Below are 20,688 nucleotides of genomic sequence, written 5' to 3' on the forward strand. Positions count from 1 at the left end.
TGGGGCTTTCCCCCTCACCTCTCCCCCCAAGCCCCCCCCCCCCCTCCCCTCCCTTCCCCCCCCCCCCCCCCCCCCCCCCTCCTCTCCCCCCCCCCCCCCCCCCCCCCCCCCGGGGCGTCCTAGCGGAAGACGCCGGTGTGGCCGAGGGAGTAGCGGCCGGGCTGCGGGTAGACGGCCAGGCCGTGCGGGCCGCCGCCGACCGGGATCCGGGCGAGCTGCTTGCCGGTGACCGTGTCGATCGCGTAGACCACGCCGTCGTAACGGCCCGACAGCCACAGCACCTTGCCGTCGGCGGAGACGCCGCCCATGTCGGGGCTGCCGCCGCCCGGCAGCACCCACTTCTTGGTGAGCCTGTTCTGCCGGAAGTCGAAGACCGAGATGCTGCCCTCACCGCGGTTGGAGACGTACATCTCGCGGGAGTCGCGGCTGATGTACAGGCCGTGGCAGCCCTTGCCGGTGGGCAGCAGCTTGGGGGTGTCGAACGCCTCGCCGCTGAACACCCAGATGCCGTGCGCCATCATGTCGGCGACGTAGAACGTCCTGCCGTCCGGGGAAATCTTGACGTCCTGCGGCATGGCGCCCTCGAAGGGCAGCTTCTGCTGGGCGACGACCTCCATCTTCTCGGTGTCGACCTTGATGAGTTCGCCGGAGAACTCGCAGCTGACGATGAAGTAGCGGCCGTCCGCGGAGAAGTCCGCGTGGTTGACGCCGAGGCAGGTCACCGGAACGCTCTTGACCCGGCTCATGGTGCGCGGGTCGCGGAAGACGAGCTCCCTGTCCATCGAGGCCATGACCACCGCGTACTTGCCGTTCGGCGTGAAGTACAGGTTGTACGGGTCGTGCACGTCGACGGGCGCGCCGACCTCGCCGGTGGCGGGGTTGATGGGGGTGAGGGTGTGGCCGCGGTTGTTGTTGACCCACAGGGTCCTCAGGTCCCAGGACGGGACCACGTGCTGGGGCTGGACCCCGACCGGGATGGTGTCGATGACCTTGTACGTCGCGGGGTCGATGACGGACACCGTGTTGGAGGCGGTGTTCGGCACGTAGACCCGCGACGGGAAGTCCTTGACCACCGGGGAGAGCTGGTTCGGCCGGTCGGCCGCGTACACGTCCTTCGGATCGAGGAGCGGCGGCATGCCGGCGAGGCCGGGCGGGACCGCCGGGACGGCCTTGACGGGCGGCTGGGCCGCGGCTTCGGAGCCGAGCGCCTCGGTGGGGCGCTTGCCGCCGGCCGATCCGCAGCCGGCCAGGGCGGCGAGGACCAGACCGGCCAGGAGCACGGTGGCCTTCCGGGGAAGGCGGGTGGTCGTCATGGGGTCAGCAGCTCCGTGGTGGTCACCGCGCGCAGTGTGCGGCGCGCGAGTTCTTCGAGGAGGGGCGGCATCGCGTCGACCGTGTCCGCGTAGCCGAAGTGCAGGCTCACCACCGATCCGCTGCGGATCGTCCCGGTGACGGTGCGGATGACGGCCGCCGCGCCGGGCGAGGTGAAGTCGAGGGAGTCCACGTCGTACGAGAGGACGTGCGGGTAGCCCGCCCGCCGGGCCAGCTTCGCGACGAGCGGGGTGGCGTGCTGCGTCCGCGAGGGGCGGAACCAGGTGCCGATGGAGCCGGTGAGGCGCTTCAGCCGCTGGGCGCAGCCGGTGATCTCGGCGTAGGCCTCGGTCTCGGCCATGTCGTTGACGGCGAGGTGGCGCTGGGTGTGGTTGCCGAGTTCGTGGCCGCCGTCCAGGACCCGGCGGGCCATGTCCGGGTACGCCTCGAGCCAGGTGCCGATGGCCAGGACGGTGACCCGCGCGCCCGCGCGTTCGGCCTCGGCGAGCACGGCCCGGGCGGTGGCGGGGTCCCCGCTGCCGTGGAAGGTGAGGGCGACCCGGGGGCGGTCGCGGGGGCCGTGCGCGATCTCCTCGGGCTGTCCGGGGAAACGGCGCGGGGCCGGGGCCGCGGCGGGGCCGGGCGGGTGTCCGGGGTCGGCGGGCGCGGGCTCTGCCTTCGGCGGGTGCGGGGCGGGGGCCGGGCCGCCCGGCGCTGCCCCGCAGCCGGTGACGAGGGCGGCGGTGGCGGCCGCCGCGCCGGCGCGGAGGGCGGATCGGCGGTCCGGGTAGCAGGGCACCCGCCCATTTAAGGGGGACATCCCGCCAAAGGTAACGATTGACCCAATTCGGGAGCCCGGTCGAAGTGAACCGGCATGGCGGCTCACCCATCCGGGATCAAGGGAATCACACGGAGCGGTGGATACTCATTCACCAATTACGAGGCAGGTGGCTGACCCCACCTAGGATTTAGGTGGAAACTCTTAGGATTTGCACACTTATGTCCAAGTTGGGTCTTTTGGCATTCGGCCCCCCGTCTGCCATAGTCGGAAGCACGGCTTCCCCATTGACCCGAGCGAAGTCGCCTCCGCCGAGGATCACACCCCCTTCGATCCTCGGCGCACCCATGAAGCCCCCATGCGCCGCACTACGGCGAACGGGGGCTTCAGGCGTTTCCGGACCGGTTCAGCGGTCGGCCACCCGCATCTCGAACCAGGTGATCTTGCCGCGGGGCAGGAGGTCGGCACCCCAGCGGTCGGAGAGCTTGTCGACGAGGAACAGGCCGCGGCCGGTGGTGTCCAGCTCGTGGACCGGCATCAGGCAGGGCAGCCCGCGCGAGGGGTCGCGCACCTCGACCCGGATCCAGCCGCGCCGCCGGTCCATCCGTAATCCGAAGGAGCGGGCGCCGGTGTGCCGCACCGCGTTCCCGACCAGCTCGGAGACGAGCAGCACGGTGTGCTCGGACACCTGCGGCGAGAAGCCCCAGAAGCGGATGACCACGTACTGGGCGAGCCGGCGGGCGGTGCCGGCCGACTCCGGCATGGACGGCAGCGTCACCTCCCCCTCGGCCGGATTCCCGTACAACTCCAGCGCCCTGAGGCCCTGTTCGTCCTCCATAGCCGCCGTCGGCCGCACGGCGGAAGCGCTGCTGCGCTGCCGCGGCTGTTCCACACCCTCCAGGCCCGCCATGAACCCATCATGGACGGCCGGTGCGCGCGTCCGGGCCGTTCCGCAGGAAAACACCCCCCTCGGCGACGGCGCCCAAGGGGGCGCCCCGGCATATGCGTTGGGCAATCGGACACCGGCACAGCCATCCTGATCTGCGGTGACACACCGCGCGGTGGCGATCACCCGGCGTGGAACACCGGCCCTCCTTAACCCTGCTTTAAGGCCTGGCTAATCCACCCCCACGGAGGACCGGCGAGAACCGGCCACACCTCAGAGGAACTTGGCCTTGCCCGGGCCCTCATCCACGAAGCTGCGCATGCCGCGCTCGCGGTCCTCGGTGGCGAACAGGCCCGCGAACCAGTTGCGTTCGATGGTCAGACCGGTGTCGATGTCCGCCTCCAGGCCCGCGTCCACGCACTCCTTGGCGGCGCGCAGCGCGATGGCCGGCCCCTGGGCGAGCTTCGCGGCCCAGGCGTGCGCCTGCTCGTACACCTCGGCGGCGGGCACGACGCGGTCCACGAGGCCGAGGGCCAGCGCTTCGTCGGCCTTGACCATGCGGCCGGTGAAGATGAGGTCCTTGGCCTTGGAGGGGCCGATGAGCCGGGACAGCCGCTGGGTGCCGCCGGCGCCCGGGATCAGGCCGAGCAGGATCTCGGGCTGGCCGAGCTTCGCGTTGTCGGCGGCGATGCGGTAGTCGGCGCACAGGGCCAGCTCGCAGCCGCCGCCCAGGGCGTAGCCGGTGACGGCCGCGACGACCGGCTTGGGGATCCGGGCCACGGCGGTGAAGGCGTCCTGGAGCGCGCGGGACCGGGCGACCATCGCCGCGTGGTCCATCGTCTGCATCTCCTTGATGTCCGCGCCCGCGGCGAACACCTTCTCACCGCCGTAGATGACGACGGCGCGGACGTCGGACCGGTCGGTGGCCTCCGCCGCCAGTTCGCGCAGCCGGTCCTGGGTGGCGATGTCCAGGGCGTTCATGGGCGGCCGGGCCAGGCGGATGGTGCCGACGCCTTCGGAGACTTCGAGAGAGAGGGTCATACGGGGAAGGTTAGCCCCGGTTAACAGAAGTGGCCCGATGCTGTGGGTCACAGCACCGGGCCGCTTCGGGGCCGGTCCGCTACGCGGCGGCGGGGACTACTTGATCCACTCCGCCCAGTCCATGTTCCAGCCGTTGAGGCCGTTGTCCGGGGCGATCTGCTTGTCCTTGGAGTTCTTCACGACGACCACGTCGCCGATCAGCGACTCGTTGAAGAACCAGGCGGCGGGCTGGTTGCCGTCGCCGGCGCCGCGGACGTCCTTCAGGCCGATGCAGCCGTGGCTGACGTTCTGCGAGCCGAAGGTGCTCGACGAGGCCCAGTAGTTGCCGTGGACGAAGGTGCCCGAGTTCGACAGGCGCATCGCGTGCGGGACGTCGGAGATGTCGTACTCGCCGCCGAAGCCGACGGTGGCGCCGTTCATGCGGGTCACCTTGTACTTCTCGCTGATGACCATCTGCCCGTTGTAGGTGGTCGTCGCCGGGGCGCCCGCGGTGATCGGGATGTTCTTGATGACCTGGCCGTCGCGGACGACCTGCATGGTGTGCTCGCTCGCGTCGACCGTGGAGACCTGCGAGCGGCCGATGGTGAAGGTGACCGTACGGGTCTGCTTGCCGTAGACGCCGGGGCGGCCCTCCACGCCGTCGAGGGCGATCTTCACGGTGACCTTGGTGCCCGCGGCCCAGTACTTCTCCGGGCGGAAGTCGAGGCGGTCGTTGCCGAACCAGTGGCCCTCGATCGGGACGGAGGGCTCGGCCGTGACGGTGATGGCCTTCTCGACGGCCTCGGTGTTGGTGATGCCTCGGGTGAAGTTGAACGACACCGGCATGCCCACGCCGACGGTCTGGCCGTCCTCCGGCGTGTAGTGGCCGACGAAGGTGTTCTTCGGGGTGAGCGTGGTGAACGTGGTGTCCTTGGCGGACTCCCGGCCCGACTCGTCCTTGGCGACGGCGTGCACCTTGTACTCGGTGGCCGCCGCCAGGTGGCGCACGGGCTCCCAGCTCGCCCCGTCGGCGGCGAGCTTGCCCTCCACCGCATTGCCCTTGGTGTCGGCGACCGTCACCGTCGTGAGCTTGCCGCCCGTGCTCGTGATCTTCAGGACGCCGCTGGTCTCGACTTCCTTGGAGCCGTCGTCCGGCTTGACGCTGACGACGGCCTTCGACGCCTCGTTGCCGGCCTTGCCTCCCCCGGCGGCGCCGCCGTTGCCGGCCCCCGAACCGCCGCCCGAGCCGCCGCCGCTGCACGCACTGGTGAACAGCAGTGCCGCTCCCAGCAGGAGGGCCGGCAGGCCGGTGCGGCGGGCGCGGCCGCGTATCGGCTGCAGGTTCACTTTCTCTTCTCCCCATGTCCCCCGCGCGCGGACGGTCGCGCGCATGCCGACAGGAAATCACATGCAGGTATCACGAAGAGAAACGGTCATGTCACCGTTCCGTCCCAAGAAGTGAGAGACGGCGGGTCGGGGGGCAGGCGGGCGGGGGCGTTTCCGGTACGGCGGGCGGAGGCGGGTCCGGTACGGCGGGCGGAGCCGGGTCCGGGTCAGGCGATGGCGGAGGCGGGTCCGGGTCAGGCGATGGCGGAGCCGGCCACCCAGTCGGCCCAGGACAGGTTCCAGCCGCCCAGCCCGTTGTTCGGGGCCACCGTCTTGTCCGTCGAGTTGACGACCTCCACCACGTCCCCGATCAGGGTCCGTTCGAAGAACCAGCCGGCGGGGGTGTCCGAGCCGCCACCCTTGTCGTCGCGGAGTCCGATGCAGCCGTGGCTGACGTTGGTGGACCCGAAGGTGTCGGGGCTGGCCCAGTAGTTGCCGTGCAGGAAGGTCCCGGAGGTGGTCAGCCGCATGGCGTGCGGGACGTCGGGGATGTCGTACTCGCCGCCGAAGCCGACGGTCTGGCCGTTCATGCGGGTGACGTCGAACATCTCCGTCACCACCATCTTCCCGTTGTAGGTGGTGTTCCCGGGCGCGCCGGCGGTGATCGGGACGGTGGAGAGGACCTGTCCGTCGCGGCGGACCACCATGGTGTGCGCGGCCGCGTCCACCGTGGAGACCTGGGCGCGGCCGACGGTGAACCTGACGGTCTTGTCCTGGATGCCGTACGCGCCGGGGGCGCCCTGGACGTCGCGCAGCCGCATCCTGACGGAGACCACGGTGCCCGGCTTCCAGTACTGCTTGGGCCGGAAGTCGAGGCGGTCGCGGCCGAACCAGTGGCCGGCGACCTCGACGGCCGGCTCGGCGGCGACGGTGATGGCCCGCTCCACCTCGGCCCGGTTCTCGATGGGCCGGCTGAAGTGGAACGAGACGATCATGCCGACGCCGACGGTGGAGCGGTTCTCGGGCTTGAAGTAGCCGATGAACCGCTCCCCGGGCACGTAGGTGGTGAACGTGGTGTGCCGGGCCTGGCGGCGGTCGTGGCCGTCGCGGGCGACCGCGTCGACGGTGTACTTGGCGGCGAGGGCGAGCTTCCCGGCCGCCGGGTCGGGGCTCCAGCTCAGGCCGTCGGGGGCGATGCTGCCGGGCACGCGCTCCTCCTGGGCGTCCTCCACCTTGGTGACCACGACCCGCTCCAGGCGCCCCTCGGGCACACGGACGGTCAGCGGGCCGTCGGCCGGGACCCCCTTGGCGTTGTCCTCGGGAGTGATCCGAATGGCTTCCTCGGGCGACCGGGGTTTGCCCGGCAGCTGGATCTCGACCGGTGAGCGGCCGTCCTCGGTGCATCCGGCCAGGCCGCCCAGCAGGCACGCCCATACCGTCACAGCGGCCCAGCCCGCTCCTGCCCGCCTCGTCACAAGTCTCACGAGCCGTCCAACGACCGGGCACCCCCGGGGGAAACGTGGCCGCGGGCCACGTTCCGGGGGGAACTGTCCGGGCAGAACAGTGAGAAGGACCAGACGGGGGCGGGACCGGGCCGGGACAGCCCGGACCGCACAGCCCTGCCCCCGCCGGTACCCAGGAGCCGTGGAGGCGGGCAGTGTCGAGCGCAGCCGAGCAAGAGGCGGTGGATGCCGCCGCCGTGGGGGCCGTCGAGACCCCGGGCGTTGTCGCGCAGGGCCGGGAGCCGGTGCGGCGGGCCGCGCCGCCCGAGGGGCCCCCGGTGTGGCCGGGGTCCTCGCACCCGCTGGGGGCGCGGTTCAGGGCCGGGCCGGACGGGACGGCGGGCACCAACTTCGCCCTGTGGGCGCAGGGAGCGGAGGCCGTGGAGGTCTGCCTGTTCGACGCGGACGGCACCGAGACCCGGTGCGCGCTGACCGAGCTGACGCACGAAATCTGGCACGGCTTCCTGCCGGGCGTGCGGCCCGGCCGGCGGTACGGGTTCCGGGTGCACGGCCGCTGGGACCCGTGGACGGGCGCCCGGTTCAATCCGGCGAAGCTGCTGCTGGACCCGTACGCGCGGGCCGTCGACGGCGACTTCGTGCTGCCGCCGGAGGTGTACGGGCACGTCCGGGACTGGCCGCAGCAGTACATCGCGGACACGGTGCGCGACGGCCGGGACTCGGCGCCGTTCGTGCCCAAGGGCGTGGTGGTCCACGATGACGACGACTGGGCGGACGACGTCCGGCCGAAGACCCCCTGGGCCGACTCGGTCATCTACGAGCTGCACGTGCGCGGGTTCACCATGCGCCACCCGGGGATCCCGGAGGAGCTGCGCGGCACGTACGCGGGCCTGGCCCACCCGGCGGCGATCGAGCACCTGACCCGGCTGGGGGTGACCGCGGTCGAGCTGCTGCCGGTGCACCAGTTCGCGCACGAGGACCACCTGCTGCGCCGGGGGCTGCGCAACTACTGGGGCTACAACTCGATCGGCTACTTCGCCCCGCACGCCGGGTACTCCTCGTCCGGTACGGCCGGGCAGCAGGTCGGCGAGTTCAAGCGGATGGTGAGGGCGCTGCACGCGGCGGGGATCGAGGTCATCCTCGACGTGGTCTACAACCACACGGCGGAGGCGGGCGAGCTGGGCCCGACCCTGTCGCTGCGCGGCATCGACAACCGGGGCTACTACCGGCTCCAGTCCGACCAGCGCCGCTACGCCGACTACACCGGCTGCGGGAACACCCTGCACGCGGGCCGCCCCCATGTCCTCCGCCTGATCACGGACTCCCTGCGCTACTGGGTCACGGAGATGGGCGTGGACGGCTTCCGCTTCGATCTGGCGGCGGCGCTGGCCCGGTCGATGCACGACGTGGACATGCTCTCGCCGTTCCTCGCGGTGATCGCCCAGGACCCGGTCCTGAGGAGGGTGAAGCTGATCGCGGAGCCGTGGGACGTCGGCTCGGGCGGCTACCAGGTGGGGGCGTTCCCACCGCTGTGGACGGAGTGGAACGACCGCTACCGGGATGCGGTGCGGGACTTCTGGCGGGGCGCGCTGCCGGACGTGCGGGACCTGGGGTACCGGCTGTCGGGGTCGAGCGACCTGTACGCGTGGGGCGGGCGACGGCCGTACGCCTCGGTGAACTTCGTGACCGCCCACGACGGCTTCACCCTGCGCGACCTGGTGTCGTACGAGCGCAAGCACAACGAGGCCAACGGCGAGGCGGGCCGGGACGGGACCAACGACAACCGCTCGTGGAACTGCGGTGCGGAGGGCGAGACGGACGACGCCCGGATCCGCCGGCTGCGGCGGCGGCAGCTGCGCAACCTGCTGACCACGCTGCTGCTGTCCACGGGGGTGCCGATGCTGGTGGCGGGCGACGAGTTCGGGCGGACGCAGGGCGGCAACAACAACGCGTACTGCCAGGACAACGAGACGGGCTGGGTGGACTGGTCGCTGCTGGACGACCCGGTCTGGCGGGAGCTGTGCACGCTGACCGCGCGGCTGGTGGCGCTGCGCCGGCGGCACCCGGTGCTGCGCCGGCGGGCGTTCTTCTCGGGCCGGCCGCAGGGCGCGGACGGGCTGCGGGACCTGGCCTGGTTCACCCCGGCGGGCGCCGAGATGACGGAGCGGGACTGGTACGCGCCGACCGCCGCCCTCGGCATGTACCTGTCCGGGCGGGACATCCCGGGGCGGGACGCCCGGGGGCGGCAGGTCGGCGACGACAGCTTCCTCGCGCTGCTGCACGCCGGGGACCGGCCGCTGTCGTGGGTGCTGCCGGGGCCGCCGTGGGCCCGGGAGTACGAGCTGCTGCTGGACACCGCGCGGGAGGACCAGGCCGGGCCGCCGGGCAGCCGGCACCGCGGCGGGCAGACGCTCACGGTGCCGGCGCGGTCGGTGCTGGTGCTGCGGGTGGCGGACTGAGGGGCCGCGGAACGGGGCGGGACCCTGCGCGCGGCGGGGCCGCGGCGCGACTCGGGCTCAGGCAGCGGGGGCCAACTGCTCGGCGGGGACCCGCAGGCGGGCCACCCGCAGCCAGCCGGCCGCGGCCTTGAGCGCGGAACCCGCCGCAAGCCCCCAGGCCGCCCCGGCGACGCCGAAGGCCGCGTGGCCGCCGAGCAGGAACGCCACCGACAGCAGGGAGAACACCACCTGGAGGGAGAGCGTGGCCTTCGGGGCGAGCACCCGCAGGCTGAGCAGGGCGCAGGTTCCCAGCCCCATGACCGCGTACTGCGCGCCGGTCGCCGGCAGCAGCGCGGCCGCCGCCGTCCAGGTGTCCCCGAGCAGCTGTCGGCCCGCCCCGTCGGGCAGCGCGTACAGCACGGCCGCCCAGCCGGCGCCGAGCACCGCGAGCGAGCCGCCCATCAGCAGGGTCAGCCGGACCACGCCGCGCTTGCCGGAGGCCCGGCCCACCACCGGCGGCCCGAACGCGTTCGCCGAGTTGAACAGCACGTTCAGCGGCCCGAACAGGGTGGTGGCGCCGCGCAGCGCGCCCACCGCGAGCGGCGTCGCGAAGACGCCGAGGCCCAGCACCGCGAGCTGGCTGGAGCCGTTGCCGACGGCGAACTCCACTGCGAACCGCTGCCCGAGGTGGCCCCGCCGCAAGTACGGGCGCAGGTCCGCCCGCGCCCCGCGCACGTACGGGCGGAGCAGCAGCAGGCCGAGCGCCAGCGCCGGGAGCGCGGACAGCCCCCACACCAGCACCAGCCGCCCCGGCGAGGCCCCTTCGGGCTGGGCGAGCAGAGCGCCGACGACGCACACCAGCCGCAGCGCGTCCGCGGCGAGCGCCCGCTCGGGGGTGCGCAGCGCGGAGAAGCAGTACCGCAGGCCGTCCTGGACGAGGACGAGGGGCAGGACCAGGCCGAGGGCGGGGAAGGCCCACCCGGCGGACCCGGGCAGCACCAGGCCGGCGGCGGCCAGGACCGCCCCGGCGGCGGCCGCGGCGGCCGCGGTGAACCCGACCGCCGAGCGGCACACCGCGCCGAGCCGGTCGCGGTCCTTCTCCAGGACCACGGTCTGGCCGACGTACGCCGTGTTCAGCCCGAGGAGCACGCTGAACGCCACGTACACCATGGAGAAGCCGGCGAAGCCGGCCGCCGAGGACAGCCGGGCCGCCAGCACCAGCACGAGGATGTTGGTGGCGCTGGAGGCGGCCTGGTCCAGGACGGAGGAGACGGCGGCGAGGCCCCGTCGGCTCACCTGTTGCCCATGCGGACGGTGCGCAGGGCCACGGTGTCGGTCCCGTCGCCCGGGATGTGCTGGTCGTGCCCGGCCGGCTGCCGGGTGAGCGGCTGCGGCTGCGGCTGCGGCTGCGGCCGGCGCGCGGGCGCCGGGGCCGGGGAGCCGCCCTTGGACTTGCCGCCGCGGCCGCGCTTCTCGTCCGGCAGCGGGGCGTGCACGACGGCGCCGAGGACGGTGCCGCCGGCGCCGGTGATCAGGTCGCGGATCCGGGTCAGGTCGCTGCGGTGCACGGCGCGCGGGTCGCAGACGACGAGGACGCCGTCGACGCGGTCGACGAGGGCGAGCGCGTCCGCGTACGACAGGACGGGCGGGGCGAGCACCACGACGGTGGAGTTGGGCGAGTCGGCTTCGGATATCAGCCGGGTGGCGCGCGGGGAGGTCAGGGCGCGGGCCACGTTGCGGACCCGGTCGCCGGGGATCAGGTCGAAGGCGCCGGACTCGCCGGCGTCCACGACGAGCTGGCGCCCGTCGGGCCAGTCGGAGTCGCCCTGCGCGGGGGCGCCCGGCGTCTGGCTCCAGCGCGGCCGGCCGCCCGCGTCGGTGGGCAGCTGGCTGGCCAGGACGGGGGTGCGCAGGTCGGCTTCGATGAGCAGGACGTCCTTGCCGGTCTCCGCGAAGGAGGCGGCCAGGTTCACGGCCACCGCGGCGGCGATCTCGCTGCTGCCGCGCGGGGCGACGACGAGCAGGCGGCGCCGGTCGGCGAAGCGGGAGTCGTAGGCGAGCCGGAAGGCGACCTGGCGGAACTCCTCCGCGAGGCGGGGGTCCTCCTCGCCGGCCGCGAGCAGTGGCCCGCCGGCGCTCTTGTCCCGCGGCAGGGAGCCCAGGACGGGGGCGCGCAGGGCCCGCGCCACATCGCCCTCGGAGCGCGGCGCCGGGTCGAAGACGAGCCGTACCCAGGCGGCGAGGAGGCCGAGCGCGAGGCCCACGGCCGCGCCGAGGGCGAGGGACATGGCGATGCCGGGCCCGTCGCCGTCGCTCGGCGGGGTGGCGGCGCTGGTGACCCGGCCGGGGGTCATGTCGAGGGCCTGGAGCTTGGCGATGTTGCTGTTGAGGGTGTTGACCTTGCTCTGCAGGTCGGTCTTGGAGGAGTACGCGGCGTCGCGCGCCGGGCCGGCCGGCATGCCGTTGATCTGCTTGACGAGCTCGTCGAGCTGCTTGGCGACGGGGTCGCGCTGCTCCTGGTAGCCCTTGACCATCTTGTCGCGGGTGACGTCGAGCGACTCCTGCCGCTTGAGCAGGTAGGCGTCGGTCATCGCGTTGGCGCGCTTCGCGGCCTCCTTCGGGGAGGAGGCGGTGTAGGTGAAGCGCAGCACCATGGTCTGCGGCGGGTTGGTCACCTGGAGGCCGCTGCGCAGCTCGGCGAAGTCCTTCGAGGACACGCCGAGCTTCTTGGCGGCCTCGTTGGCGATGGAGCTGGAGAGCGCGACCTGGCGCTCCGAGCCGATGTTGATCGCCTTGTCGGGGGCGAGGCTCGGGTTGAACGGGTCGTCGGTGGGCGCGCGCAGGACCACGTCCGCGGTCGCGACGTAGGTGTCGGCGGTGGAGATGCCGAGGTAGACACCGCCCAGCAGTCCGACGCCGATGCCCGCGCCGATGAGCCGTCGGTAGCGCAGGAGCTGGCGGAACTGGTCCCGGAGGAGGTCGGGTTCGTCCTCGGCCGGGACCGCTGCGGGGCGGTTCGTCTCGATCACGGCTGCGGACCCCCAAGTGCTTCGTCTATCAGTGCGTCGATGCGGGCCAGGCCCGCGTCACGGCTCAGGTGGGCCGCCACGTGGCGGGGCCCGGCCGCCCCCAGCGCGTCCGCGCCCTCGGGGTCCTCGGCCAGGCCCCGTACGGCCTTCAGCAGGGCCTCCGGGTCCTCCGGCGGTACGAGCACCCCTGCGCCCGAACGTTCCACTTCCTGGGCGGTGCCGCCCTCCGCCGCCACGGAGGCGACGACGGGCCGGCCGGCCTGGAAGTAGGAGGTCAGTTTGGACGGCACGCTCATGTCGAGCACGGCCGCATGCTGTGTGACGGCGAGTACGTCCGCCGCCGCGAGGATATCCGGGAACTCTCCGTCGGCGGCAGGGGGGATGATGTCCAGGTTCGGGACGTCGGCCGACAGGGCCTCCAGGGCGGGGCGCTGGCTGCCGTCGCCCATCAGGACGAAGCGGACGCTCGGGTCCAGCCGGGCGGCGCCGACGAGGACCTCCAGGCCCTGCTTGAGGCCCATGTTGCCGGAGTGCAGCACGACGGTCTGGTCGGGCGACCAGCCGAGGTGGTGGCGGGTCTCGCCGCGCGGCTTGGTCGGCTGGGGCACGTGGGACCAGTTGGGCACCAGGCGGATCCTCTTCGGTTCCACGCCCATGCCGACGACCCGGTCGACGAAGGTCTCGTGGATGACGCCGACGAGGGTGGCCCGCTTCAGGGCGTAGGCCTCCGCGCGCCCGGCGAGGGCGGCCGCCTTGTCGCCGCCGCTGATGCCGCTCTGCGCGGCGGCGGCGCCCATCAGGTCCTGGACGACCGGGACGAAGGGGACCTTCCACTTCGCGGCGAGGCGGGCGGCGAGCACGCCGCCGGCCAGGCTGGGCATCTGGGCCATGACCGCGTGCGGGCGGGGCATCCGGGGCGGGGCCGCGGCACCGTGAAGGAGAATCGATCCTTCGAACAGGGCGCGCTTCACTGCGGTCTGGACGGCGGGCACGGTGTGCGCACGCCGGTGCACGGTGACACCCGCGCGCCGTTCCGTGCGCCGCAGCGCGCCCTTGTACTCCGGTTCGAGCGACCACGACGGGTAGTGCGGCATGCCGGCGAGGACGTGCGCCTCGTGGCCGAGACCCGCCCAGTGCTCCGCGATCTGGGTGGCGTACGGACCGATTCCCGCGTGCTCGGGAGCGTAATTGGTGGAAACCAGCAGCAGGCGCCGGTGACCGGATGTGGACACGTGAGGTCCCCTTCTCCCCAGGATGATGCGCACGTCACCCTATTCGTTCACCGGCACGCCGCGGAACGTGCACGCTATTGTCTGCTAATCCACCACACCGGGGGGTGTGGTTGCTGGGGGTAACTCATGACGGAGCGGGACATGTCCGAACGTGGCGCCGGCGCGCGCAGACCGTATCGAGTCGGCTACGCGCCGGGCGCGTACGACCTCTTCCACATCGGACACCTCAACATCCTTCGGCACGCCCGGAGTCAGTGCGACTACCTGGTGGCCGGCGTGGTCTCCGACGAGATGGCCGAGCTGGCCAAGGGGCGCCGCCCGATGATCCCGCTGGTGGAGCGGCTGGAGATCGTCCGCAGTGTGAAGTACGTGGACGCCGCGTTCGTCGAGACGGTTCCGGACAAGGTGGAGACCTGGAAGCAGGTCCGCTTCGACGTGCTCTTCAAGGGCGACGACTGGCGGGGCACCGCCAAGGGCGACAAGCTGGAGCGGGACTTCGCGGCCGTCGGCGTCGACGTCGTGTACTTCCCCTACACGGTGCACACGTCCAGCACCCAGCTGCGCCGGGCCCTGGACGCGCTCGCCGAACCGCCCGCGGAGCCCGTCACCGCGGAACGGCGCTGAGCTCCCGGAACCACTTCGCGAGGAACGCCAGCAGGAACAGCGCCGCGACGGCGCCCAGCCCGGCGTACGCCCAGCGGAACAGCGCTCCGCCGCCGAGCAGCAGGAAGACCAGGCAGAACACCCCGTAGTCCACGGGCAGCAACGCCACCGCGCGCAGCGTCGAGGGTGCGGCGGCGGGGCTGCCGGGGGCCGGCTTGGGCTTGAGCTTCTCGGTCAGCAGGCCGCCGAAGAAGGTGACGATCGCGGCGAACTGGAAGCCCAGGGGCACCAGCAGCCAGCCCGCGCCGCCCGTCCCGTACGCATCGGGGAAGCGGTGGAAGGCGATCAGCACGCAGGTGTGCAGCGCGGTGAGCTTGGCGCAGTCAACGACGTGGTCGAGCCATTCGCCGGCCGCGCTGCCCCCGCCCCGCAGCCGGGCCAGCTGCCCGTCGGCGGAGTCGAAGGCGAAGCCGACGGCAAGGGCCGCCCACACGGCGATCCCCAGCCCCCACGAGGGCGCGGCCAGGGCCACGGCGGCCACGGCGGCGAAGCTGAAGGCGGCGCTGACCAGCGTCACCTGGTTCGGAGTCAGTCCGAGGACGTAGGAGGAGGCCGCCAGGTACCGCCCCGCGGGCCGGTTGGCGTACCGCGAGTAGAGCGAGACTCCCTTCGCCGACTTCTGCGCCCCGCGCAGCTCCCGCAGCGCGGCTCCGAAACGTGACATGCATACCCCTGATCCCGGCGGCGGCACACGCGCACGGGCAAGGCACGTGTGTACGAAGGCCACATCATCGCAGGGCGACGGCGGGCTCCCGGTCCGCCGGCTGCCGGCGGACGTCCGGAAGCAGCAGGACGCCGAGGTTCGCGGCGGCGCTCAGCACGGCGGCGGCCAGCAGCGGCACGGCCGTCCCCGTCACCCCCGCCAGCGGGGCGGCCACCGCCAGGCCCAGCGGGCGGGCGGCGAACGAGATGAGGGTGTCGAGGGAGCCGACCCGGCCCAGCGCCTCCAGCGGGATACGGCGCTGCAACTCGGTCTCCCACAGGGGGCTGAGCATCCCCAGCCCGAACATGGCGACGCAGTAGGCGGCCGCCGTCGCCGCCAACGGCAGCCGCAGCCCGAGGGCGGCGAGCGGCAGGGCCTGCAGGGCGGCCCCGACGGCCACGCCGTGCAGCGGGTTGCGGATCGGGAGCCGGCCGGCCGCCCAGACCCCGGCGAGCATCCCGGCCGTGCCCGCCTGGGCGATGACGACCCAGGTGCCGGCCCCGCCCAGGCTCTCCACGGCGATCAGCGGCCCGAGGGTGAGCAGCAGTCCGGCCGCGAGGTGCCAGACCCCGTGGGCGAGGACATTGACCAGGAACCAGGGGTGGCGCCGGGCCTCGGCCCAGCCGTCCCGCAGTTCGGCGGCGAAACCGGCCCGGGCGGCGGGGGCGGCGGGGGCGGGGTGCAGTCTGCCGAGGGTGAGCGCGGAGGCGGCGAAGAGGGCGGCGGTGAGGAGGGAGGACCAGCCGGCTCCGAGGGCCAGCATCATGGAGCCGGCCGCGGCGGGTCCGGCGATCTGGACGAGCCCGCTGGCCACCGCCAGCCGGGAGTTGACCCGCAGCCGGTCCGGGGCCGGGACGACGGCGGCGACGAGGGTGCGGGCCGAGGGGTTGCCGAAGGCGACGCCGGCGCCGGTGACCGCGGCGAGCACGGCGAGCCAGCCGATCCGGACGGGGCCGGCCAGCAGCAGGAGCCCGGTGGCCGCCTGGGCGCCGGCGCGCAGCAGGTCGGCGGCGAGCACGACCCGCCGGGCCGGGTGGCGGTCGGCGACGACGCCGGCGACGGGCAGCAGGAGCAGCATCGGCAGCAGTTCGCTCGCGAGCACGATGCCGAGGTCGCCGGCCGAACCGGTGGGCACGACGGCCAGGGTGAGGGTGGTGGGGATGAGGGCGGTGGCGAGGGCCGCGGCGGTGCGGCCGGCGAGGAGCCGCCTGATCGGCGAGGTCATGACGGTGAGACTATTTCGCCAGCGAATCATTCGTCAACGAAATAAGTGCCCCGGGGTGCGATACTTCCGGCATGGACGCAGTGGACCCAGAGGACTCAGTCGACCGCCACATCGCCCGCTGGAGCGGCAAGGTGCCCTTCGACGTGCCCACCGAGGGGGTCATCACCCGGATCCAACTGCTGGCCAAGCACGTCAAGTACGGCAAGGAGCGGGCGCTGGCCGAGACCGGCCTGCAGGAGTTCGAGTTCGAGACCATGCACCGGCTCGCCTCCCGCGGCGAGCCCTGGCGGGCCCCCTCCGCCGAACTCGCCGCCGAACTGCTGCTCTCCCCCGCCGGGATGACCGGCCGCCTCGACAGCCTGGAGAGGTCCGGGCTGATCCGCCGGGTGCGCGCCACGGGCGACCGCCGCCGGGTCGACGTCGAACTGACCGACGCCGGCCACCGGCGGTGGCGCGAGGCCATGCGCTGGCGGGGCATCGCCGAGGCGGAGATGATCGAGCCCCTCGACGACGCGGAGCGCGCCGCCCTCTCGGCCCTCCTCAAGCGGATGCTGCTGCACGTCGAGGCGAAGTAGCCGGACCTCCGCCACGTCGAGGCGAAGGAGCCGGACCCTCCGCGCGGCCCGGATCCCCGGCGCTCAGCGCAGGGTGGTGGACTTGTCCGTCCGGTACGTCGCCACGAGCGCCAGGCACAGCGCCGCGATCGCCACTCGGCCCGAGGCCTGGAGCAGCGGCCCGCGCAGCAGGATGAACGAGTACCCGGCGACCAGCGGGACGACCACCGAGATCAGGCTGCCCGGAGGCGCCCGGCGGGTGGCCCGCTTGGCGTACCGCCGGTCCACGCGCGCGGCCGCGTACCCCATGCCCAGCAGCCCCGCACCCATGCCGAGGGGGCCGAAGTCGATCCACAGCTCCGCCCAGATCGGGGAGGAGAGGTTGGTGTTGACCGTGCCCATCCACTGGCCGACCATCACGCCGGTGTCCCGCGGCTTCCCGGGCCAGACCGAGCGCGGCACCGCGAAGAACACCGATCCCGCGAGCTGGTTGCCGTAGAAGTGGCCGGGCCCGGACTCGGAGAAGGTGATCGTGTTCGCGAACATGCCGATCTGGTCGTAGTCCTTGAGGGCCAGCGGCTCCAGGAACGAGGTCGTCTCGACCGGCCTGTAGTTCTTCTCGTCGTACCGGAAGCGGTCCGCGAAGGGGAAGAGGAGCAGGGCCACGACGACCGCCATCGACAGGGCGACCCGGTACATCGCGGCGCTCACCGGGAAGACGGTGAAGAGCAGCGCGAACATGACGGTCAGGAACCAGTAGCGCGGGTTCGAGATCGGGTTGTTGACGACCAGGTTCAGCGCGCACAGCCCCGCCCAGGTCACGATGACCGAGACCTTGCGGCGGGCGTACTTCGAGGTGATCAGCCAGCGCGTGTACAGCAGCAGGGCGAGCAGCGCCGGCACGGTGCCGAAGCCGCGCAGGAACGCCTGGCCGGCCTGGCCGTCGCCGTTGGAGACGCCCGCCTCCTCGATACCCGCGATGATCTCCTGGCGGCTGGAGAAGAACACCGCCGGCCCGCCGAGCTTGAGGACGAAGACGCCGCTGCACAGGAAGGCCAGCACGGTCAGCAGTTGGAGGCGGCGCCGGTGCGCCATGGCCGGGCGGCGCTCCTTGCGGGAGCCGCCCGCCCGCCCCGCGGGCCGGTGGCGGGCGAGCAGCACGCCGACGTCGAACGCGGTACAGCCGAGCAGGACCAGGCCGATGGCCAGGGTGAGGTCGGAGCGGGGGCCGACCACCGGGGTCGGCACCCGGCCCAGGACCGCCTGGGCGAGCGGGGCCACCCCCATGGCCATGTACACGAAGAGCCAGAAGGAGCCCTGGAGCAGCTTGCGGCGGCTGGTCAGCACCATCGCCGAGAGGCGGGCGCCCGCGTACATGGTGAGCAGGAGCTGGAGCCAGAAGGCCGCGTCGCGCTGGCCGTCGCCGGACTGGCTGGCGACGAACAGCGGCAGGAAGACGGTGAAGCCGAGGATGAGCGGGACCGACAGCGCGCGGGAGAGCAGCGTGCGGGGGCTGGCGACCCGGCCCCAGCGGTTCGCGTCCGCCTCCTCGAAGGGGGTGCGGGCCTCCGGCCGGAACGCCGCGAGGAGGGGGTTGCGTATCTCCGTTGCCACTGCTGCCCCCACCCCATGTGCCTGGTCCGCGCGCAGTCTAGTCTGAGCGGGCCGCGCCGGGGAGGCGCGTCCGGGGTGGAACGACGAGGGGCGACCGTTGCGTGATCTTCCTGCCTTCACGCTGGCCGGGTACGACAAGGGGCGCGGGCTGCTGACCCAGGCGCTCTGGTTCGCCGTGATGAACACGGTGTTCATGGCGTGGTTCTGCCCCGCCCGGCTGCGGGTGGCCCTGCTGCGCGCGTTCGGCGCGCGGATCGGCGAGGGCGTCCTGATACGCCACCGGGTGCGGGTGCTGTGGCCGTGGAAGCTCACCGTCGGCGACCACACGTGGATCGGCGAGGGGGCCTGGCTGCTCAACCTGGAGCCGGTCGACATCGGGGCGCACGTGTGCATCTCGCAGGAGGCCATGCTGTGCACGGGCTCCCACGACCACCGCGCCGCGGACTTCCGCTACCGCAACGCGCCGATCACCGTCGAGGACGGCGCGTGGGTGGCGGCACGGGCGACCGTGCTGGCCGGGGTCACGGTGGGCCGCTGCGCGGTGGCGGGCGCCGGATCGGTGGTCCACAAGGACCTTCCCGCGCTCACCCTGCAGACCCCGGACGGGCAGCGCCGCCCGGTGGAGGAGCCGAAGTGAGAGTCCTGCACGCCGTCACCCTGCACTCCCCCTCGCACGCCTTCGGCGGGCCGGTGCGGGTCGCGCTCAACCTCGCCGGGGGGCTGCGGGCGCGCGGCCACGAGGCCCGCCTGGTGGCCCTGGGCGAGGGCTTCGGCGACCCCTGGCCCACCTCGGTCGAGGGCGTCCCCGCGCGGCTGTTCCCGGCCCGCCGGCTGCTTCCCCTCGGCTTCAGCGGCATCACCTCGCCGGCCCTGCTGGCGTCGGCCGGGCGCCTCGTACGGGACGCCGACGTGGTCCACGTCCACCTGGCCCGGGACCTGGTCACCTTGCCCGTGGCCCTGGCGGCGCTGCGCGCCGGGCGGCCCCTCGTCCTCCAGACCCACGGCATGGTGGACCCCAGCGGCAGACTGCTCGCCAAGGTCCTCGACGCGCTGGCCGTACGCCGGCTGCTGCGCGGAGCGGACGCGGTGCTGTACCTCACCCCGTACGAGCGCAACGGCCTCGACGCCGTCGTGGGCGGGCCGCTGCCGGGCGCGGTCCGGCTGGTCAACGGCACCCCGGCGCAGGAGGCCCGCCCGGCCCCGAGCGGCCCGCCGCGCATCCTGTACTCGGCCCGACTCCAGGCCCGCAAGCGGCCGGTGGACTTCGTCGACGCGGCCCCGGCCGTCCTGGCCGCGCACCCGGACGCCGAGTTCGTGGTCGCGGGGCCCGACGAAGGCGAGCGGGCCGCCGTCCTCGCCCGCATCGCGGAACTCGGTCTGACGGACCGGTTCACCGTGCCGGGGGCGCTGTCCGGCGCCGAGGTGCAGGCGGAGCTGCGGCGGGCCCACGTGTACGTGCTGCCGTCGGTGGACGAGCCGTTCCCGATGTCGGTTCTGGAGGCCCTCGCGGTGGGCGTACCGACGGTGGTGACCCACTCCAACGGGCTGGCCGAGGACGTCGCGGCGGCGGGCGCCGGCCTCGCGGTCGAGCCGGGGGCGGCGGGCGTGGCCGCGGCGGTCCTGTCCCTGCTGGACCCGGCGGCGAACGCGGCCGCCTCCCGGGCGGCGCGGGCCCTGGCCGCGGAGTCCTTCTCGATGGACGCGGTCCTCGACACCCTGCTGCCCGTCTACGAGGCGGCCCGTCGCCGCTGATACCACGGCCGCTGATGTTCCGTTGGCTGTCAGTGGCCCGCCCTAGCCTGGGCCCATGGGGATCTACGTGGTGGACGTGGAAGCGGCCGAATGGGCGGGCGGGGAGGTCTACGGGCCCCTCGGCGCCGCTCTCGACGAGGAGTTGGCGCGGCGGGGGCTGGGCACGTTCACCCCGGCGGCCGCCGCACCGCAGCCGGAGCCGGCCGGGCTGCTGGGCCGGTTCGGCCGGCGGAACCGGCCGGGGTGGCCGGAGGGCCCGCCCGAGCGGTTCGAGGAGAAGGTGAACCGGCCGTACGACGGCCTGGAGGCGCTGTGCCGGGCACAGCCCGCCGCATGGCGGTGCGAGGAGGCCCTGCTGGGCTGGGACGTGCTGGTGCCGGTCGACTTCCACGGCGTCATCGAACTGCCGGTCTCGGCGGAGCTGGGCGGCGACGGGGCCCGGGTGCGCAGTGCGCACCGCACCGCCGAGGCGGGCCGGCGGCTGGCCGGGGTGCTGGGGCTGCCGGACAGCGTGCCGCGGGACGGCGGGAACCTCGCGCTGACGAACTGGTTCGCCGGCCCGGAGGTGCAGCAGGCCGCCGCCGACGGCGGCGCCGGCCCCTGGCTGGACGACCTGGACGCCGCCTACTTCACCGCGCTGTACCTGGGGGCGGCGGAGCACGCGCTGCGCCGCGGCTGCGCCATCGCCTACTCCTGA

General features: G+C 73.4%; 18 protein-coding genes. 6 read left to right on the forward strand and 12 right to left on the reverse strand.

Annotated elements, in window-relative coordinates:
• Positions 1-119: 119 nt before the first annotated feature.
• The 6 genes from AC068A_RS13610 to AC068A_RS13635 all read right to left on the reverse strand — a co-directional run bounded on the left by AC068A_RS13610 (position 120) and on the right by AC068A_RS13635 (position 6,763).
• A complete protein-coding gene (locus AC068A_RS13610; RefSeq protein WP_478584501.1) occupies positions 120-1,313 on the reverse strand; it encodes a YncE family protein in 1,194 nt (397 codons plus the stop codon).
• Positions 1,310-2,131 (reverse strand): polysaccharide deacetylase family protein, encoded by an 822-nt coding sequence (locus AC068A_RS13615; RefSeq protein WP_478584503.1) that lies wholly within the window; start codon positions 2,129-2,131, stop codon positions 1,310-1,312. The genes AC068A_RS13610 and AC068A_RS13615 overlap by 4 nt, the downstream gene beginning before the upstream one ends.
• A gap of 364 nt (positions 2,132-2,495) precedes the next feature.
• Positions 2,496-2,999, reverse strand: a complete 504-nt coding sequence (locus tag AC068A_RS13620; RefSeq protein ID WP_478584505.1) for an ATP-binding protein — start codon at positions 2,997-2,999, stop codon at positions 2,496-2,498.
• 249 nt (positions 3,000-3,248) lie between these two features.
• On the reverse strand, positions 3,249-4,016 hold the full coding sequence (locus AC068A_RS13625; RefSeq protein ID WP_478584507.1) for an enoyl-CoA hydratase/isomerase family protein: 768 nt from the start codon (positions 4,014-4,016) through the stop codon (positions 3,249-3,251).
• Between the two features lie 96 nt (positions 4,017-4,112).
• A complete protein-coding gene (locus tag AC068A_RS13630; RefSeq protein WP_478584509.1) occupies positions 4,113-5,387 on the reverse strand; it encodes a L,D-transpeptidase in 1,275 nt (424 codons plus the stop codon).
• Between the two features lie 188 nt (positions 5,388-5,575).
• Positions 5,576-6,763, reverse strand: a complete 1,188-nt coding sequence (locus AC068A_RS13635) for a L,D-transpeptidase (protein ID WP_478584511.1) — start codon at positions 6,761-6,763, stop codon at positions 5,576-5,578.
• A gap of 215 nt (positions 6,764-6,978) precedes the next feature.
• On the opposite strand from AC068A_RS13635, the gene glgX reads away from it, so the two are divergent.
• Entirely contained in the window at positions 6,979-9,240 is a 2,262-nt protein-coding gene (gene glgX, locus AC068A_RS13640; RefSeq protein ID WP_478584513.1) for a glycogen debranching protein GlgX, read from the forward strand.
• A 57-nt stretch (positions 9,241-9,297) separates the two neighbouring features.
• Here glgX and AC068A_RS13645 read toward each other — a convergent pair whose 3' ends face one another.
• From AC068A_RS13645 to AC068A_RS13655, 3 genes are read right to left on the reverse strand one after another with little or no spacing between them, the layout of a single operon-like run.
• A complete protein-coding gene (locus AC068A_RS13645) occupies positions 9,298-10,515 on the reverse strand; it encodes an MATE family efflux transporter (protein ID WP_478584515.1) in 1,218 nt (405 codons plus the stop codon).
• Positions 10,512-12,248: a lipopolysaccharide biosynthesis protein gene (locus tag AC068A_RS13650; RefSeq protein ID WP_478584517.1), complete on the reverse strand. Its 1,737-nt coding sequence runs from the start codon at positions 12,246-12,248 to the stop codon at positions 10,512-10,514. The genes AC068A_RS13645 and AC068A_RS13650 overlap by 4 nt, the downstream gene beginning before the upstream one ends.
• Positions 12,245-13,450, reverse strand: a complete 1,206-nt coding sequence (locus AC068A_RS13655; protein WP_478584721.1) for a glycosyltransferase — start codon at positions 13,448-13,450, stop codon at positions 12,245-12,247. Before AC068A_RS13655 ends, AC068A_RS13650 begins: the two co-directional genes overlap by 4 nt.
• Before the next feature lie 171 nt (positions 13,451-13,621).
• On the opposite strand from AC068A_RS13655, the gene AC068A_RS13660 reads away from it, so the two are divergent.
• Positions 13,622-14,104, forward strand: coding sequence for an FAD synthase family protein (locus AC068A_RS13660; RefSeq protein ID WP_478584519.1), 483 nt, complete (start codon positions 13,622-13,624; stop codon positions 14,102-14,104).
• Here AC068A_RS13660 and AC068A_RS13665 read toward each other — a convergent pair.
• Both AC068A_RS13665 and AC068A_RS13670 read right to left on the reverse strand, forming a co-directional pair.
• Positions 14,085-14,807, reverse strand: coding sequence for a CDP-alcohol phosphatidyltransferase family protein (locus AC068A_RS13665; RefSeq protein ID WP_478584521.1), 723 nt, complete (start codon positions 14,805-14,807; stop codon positions 14,085-14,087). The genes AC068A_RS13660 and AC068A_RS13665 overlap by 20 nt on opposite strands.
• A 64-nt stretch (positions 14,808-14,871) precedes the next feature.
• Positions 14,872-16,071: an MFS transporter gene (locus AC068A_RS13670; RefSeq protein ID WP_478584523.1), complete on the reverse strand. Its 1,200-nt coding sequence runs from the start codon at positions 16,069-16,071 to the stop codon at positions 14,872-14,874.
• Positions 16,072-16,142: 71 nt separating this feature from the next.
• Between AC068A_RS13670 and AC068A_RS13675 the strand changes: the two genes are divergently transcribed.
• Positions 16,143-16,646 (forward strand): MarR family winged helix-turn-helix transcriptional regulator, encoded by a 504-nt coding sequence (locus AC068A_RS13675; protein WP_478584525.1) that lies wholly within the window; start codon positions 16,143-16,145, stop codon positions 16,644-16,646.
• Positions 16,647-16,709: 63 nt separating this feature from the next.
• Here the strand turns inward: AC068A_RS13675 and AC068A_RS13680 are convergent, their stop codons facing one another.
• Positions 16,710-18,239 carry a hypothetical protein gene (locus tag AC068A_RS13680; RefSeq protein WP_478584527.1) on the reverse strand — a complete coding sequence of 510 codons (1,530 nt, stop codon included), beginning with the start codon at positions 18,237-18,239 and terminating at the stop codon, positions 16,710-16,712.
• Between the two features lie 97 nt (positions 18,240-18,336).
• On the opposite strand from AC068A_RS13680, the gene AC068A_RS13685 reads away from it, so the two are divergent.
• Genes AC068A_RS13685 through AC068A_RS13695 form a run of 3 tightly spaced genes read left to right on the forward strand, consistent with a single transcriptional unit; the run spans position 18,337 to position 20,688 of the window.
• On the forward strand, positions 18,337-18,876 hold the full coding sequence (locus tag AC068A_RS13685) for a WcaF family extracellular polysaccharide biosynthesis acetyltransferase (protein WP_478584529.1): 540 nt from the start codon (positions 18,337-18,339) through the stop codon (positions 18,874-18,876).
• Positions 18,873-19,991, forward strand: coding sequence for a glycosyltransferase (locus AC068A_RS13690; RefSeq protein ID WP_478584531.1), 1,119 nt, complete (start codon positions 18,873-18,875; stop codon positions 19,989-19,991). Before AC068A_RS13685 ends, AC068A_RS13690 begins: the two co-directional genes overlap by 4 nt.
• Before the next feature lie 55 nt (positions 19,992-20,046).
• Positions 20,047-20,688: a hypothetical protein gene (locus tag AC068A_RS13695; RefSeq protein ID WP_478584533.1), complete on the forward strand. Its 642-nt coding sequence runs from the start codon at positions 20,047-20,049 to the stop codon at positions 20,686-20,688.

The organism is Streptomyces sp. NPDC043854 (genome assembly GCF_056436005.1).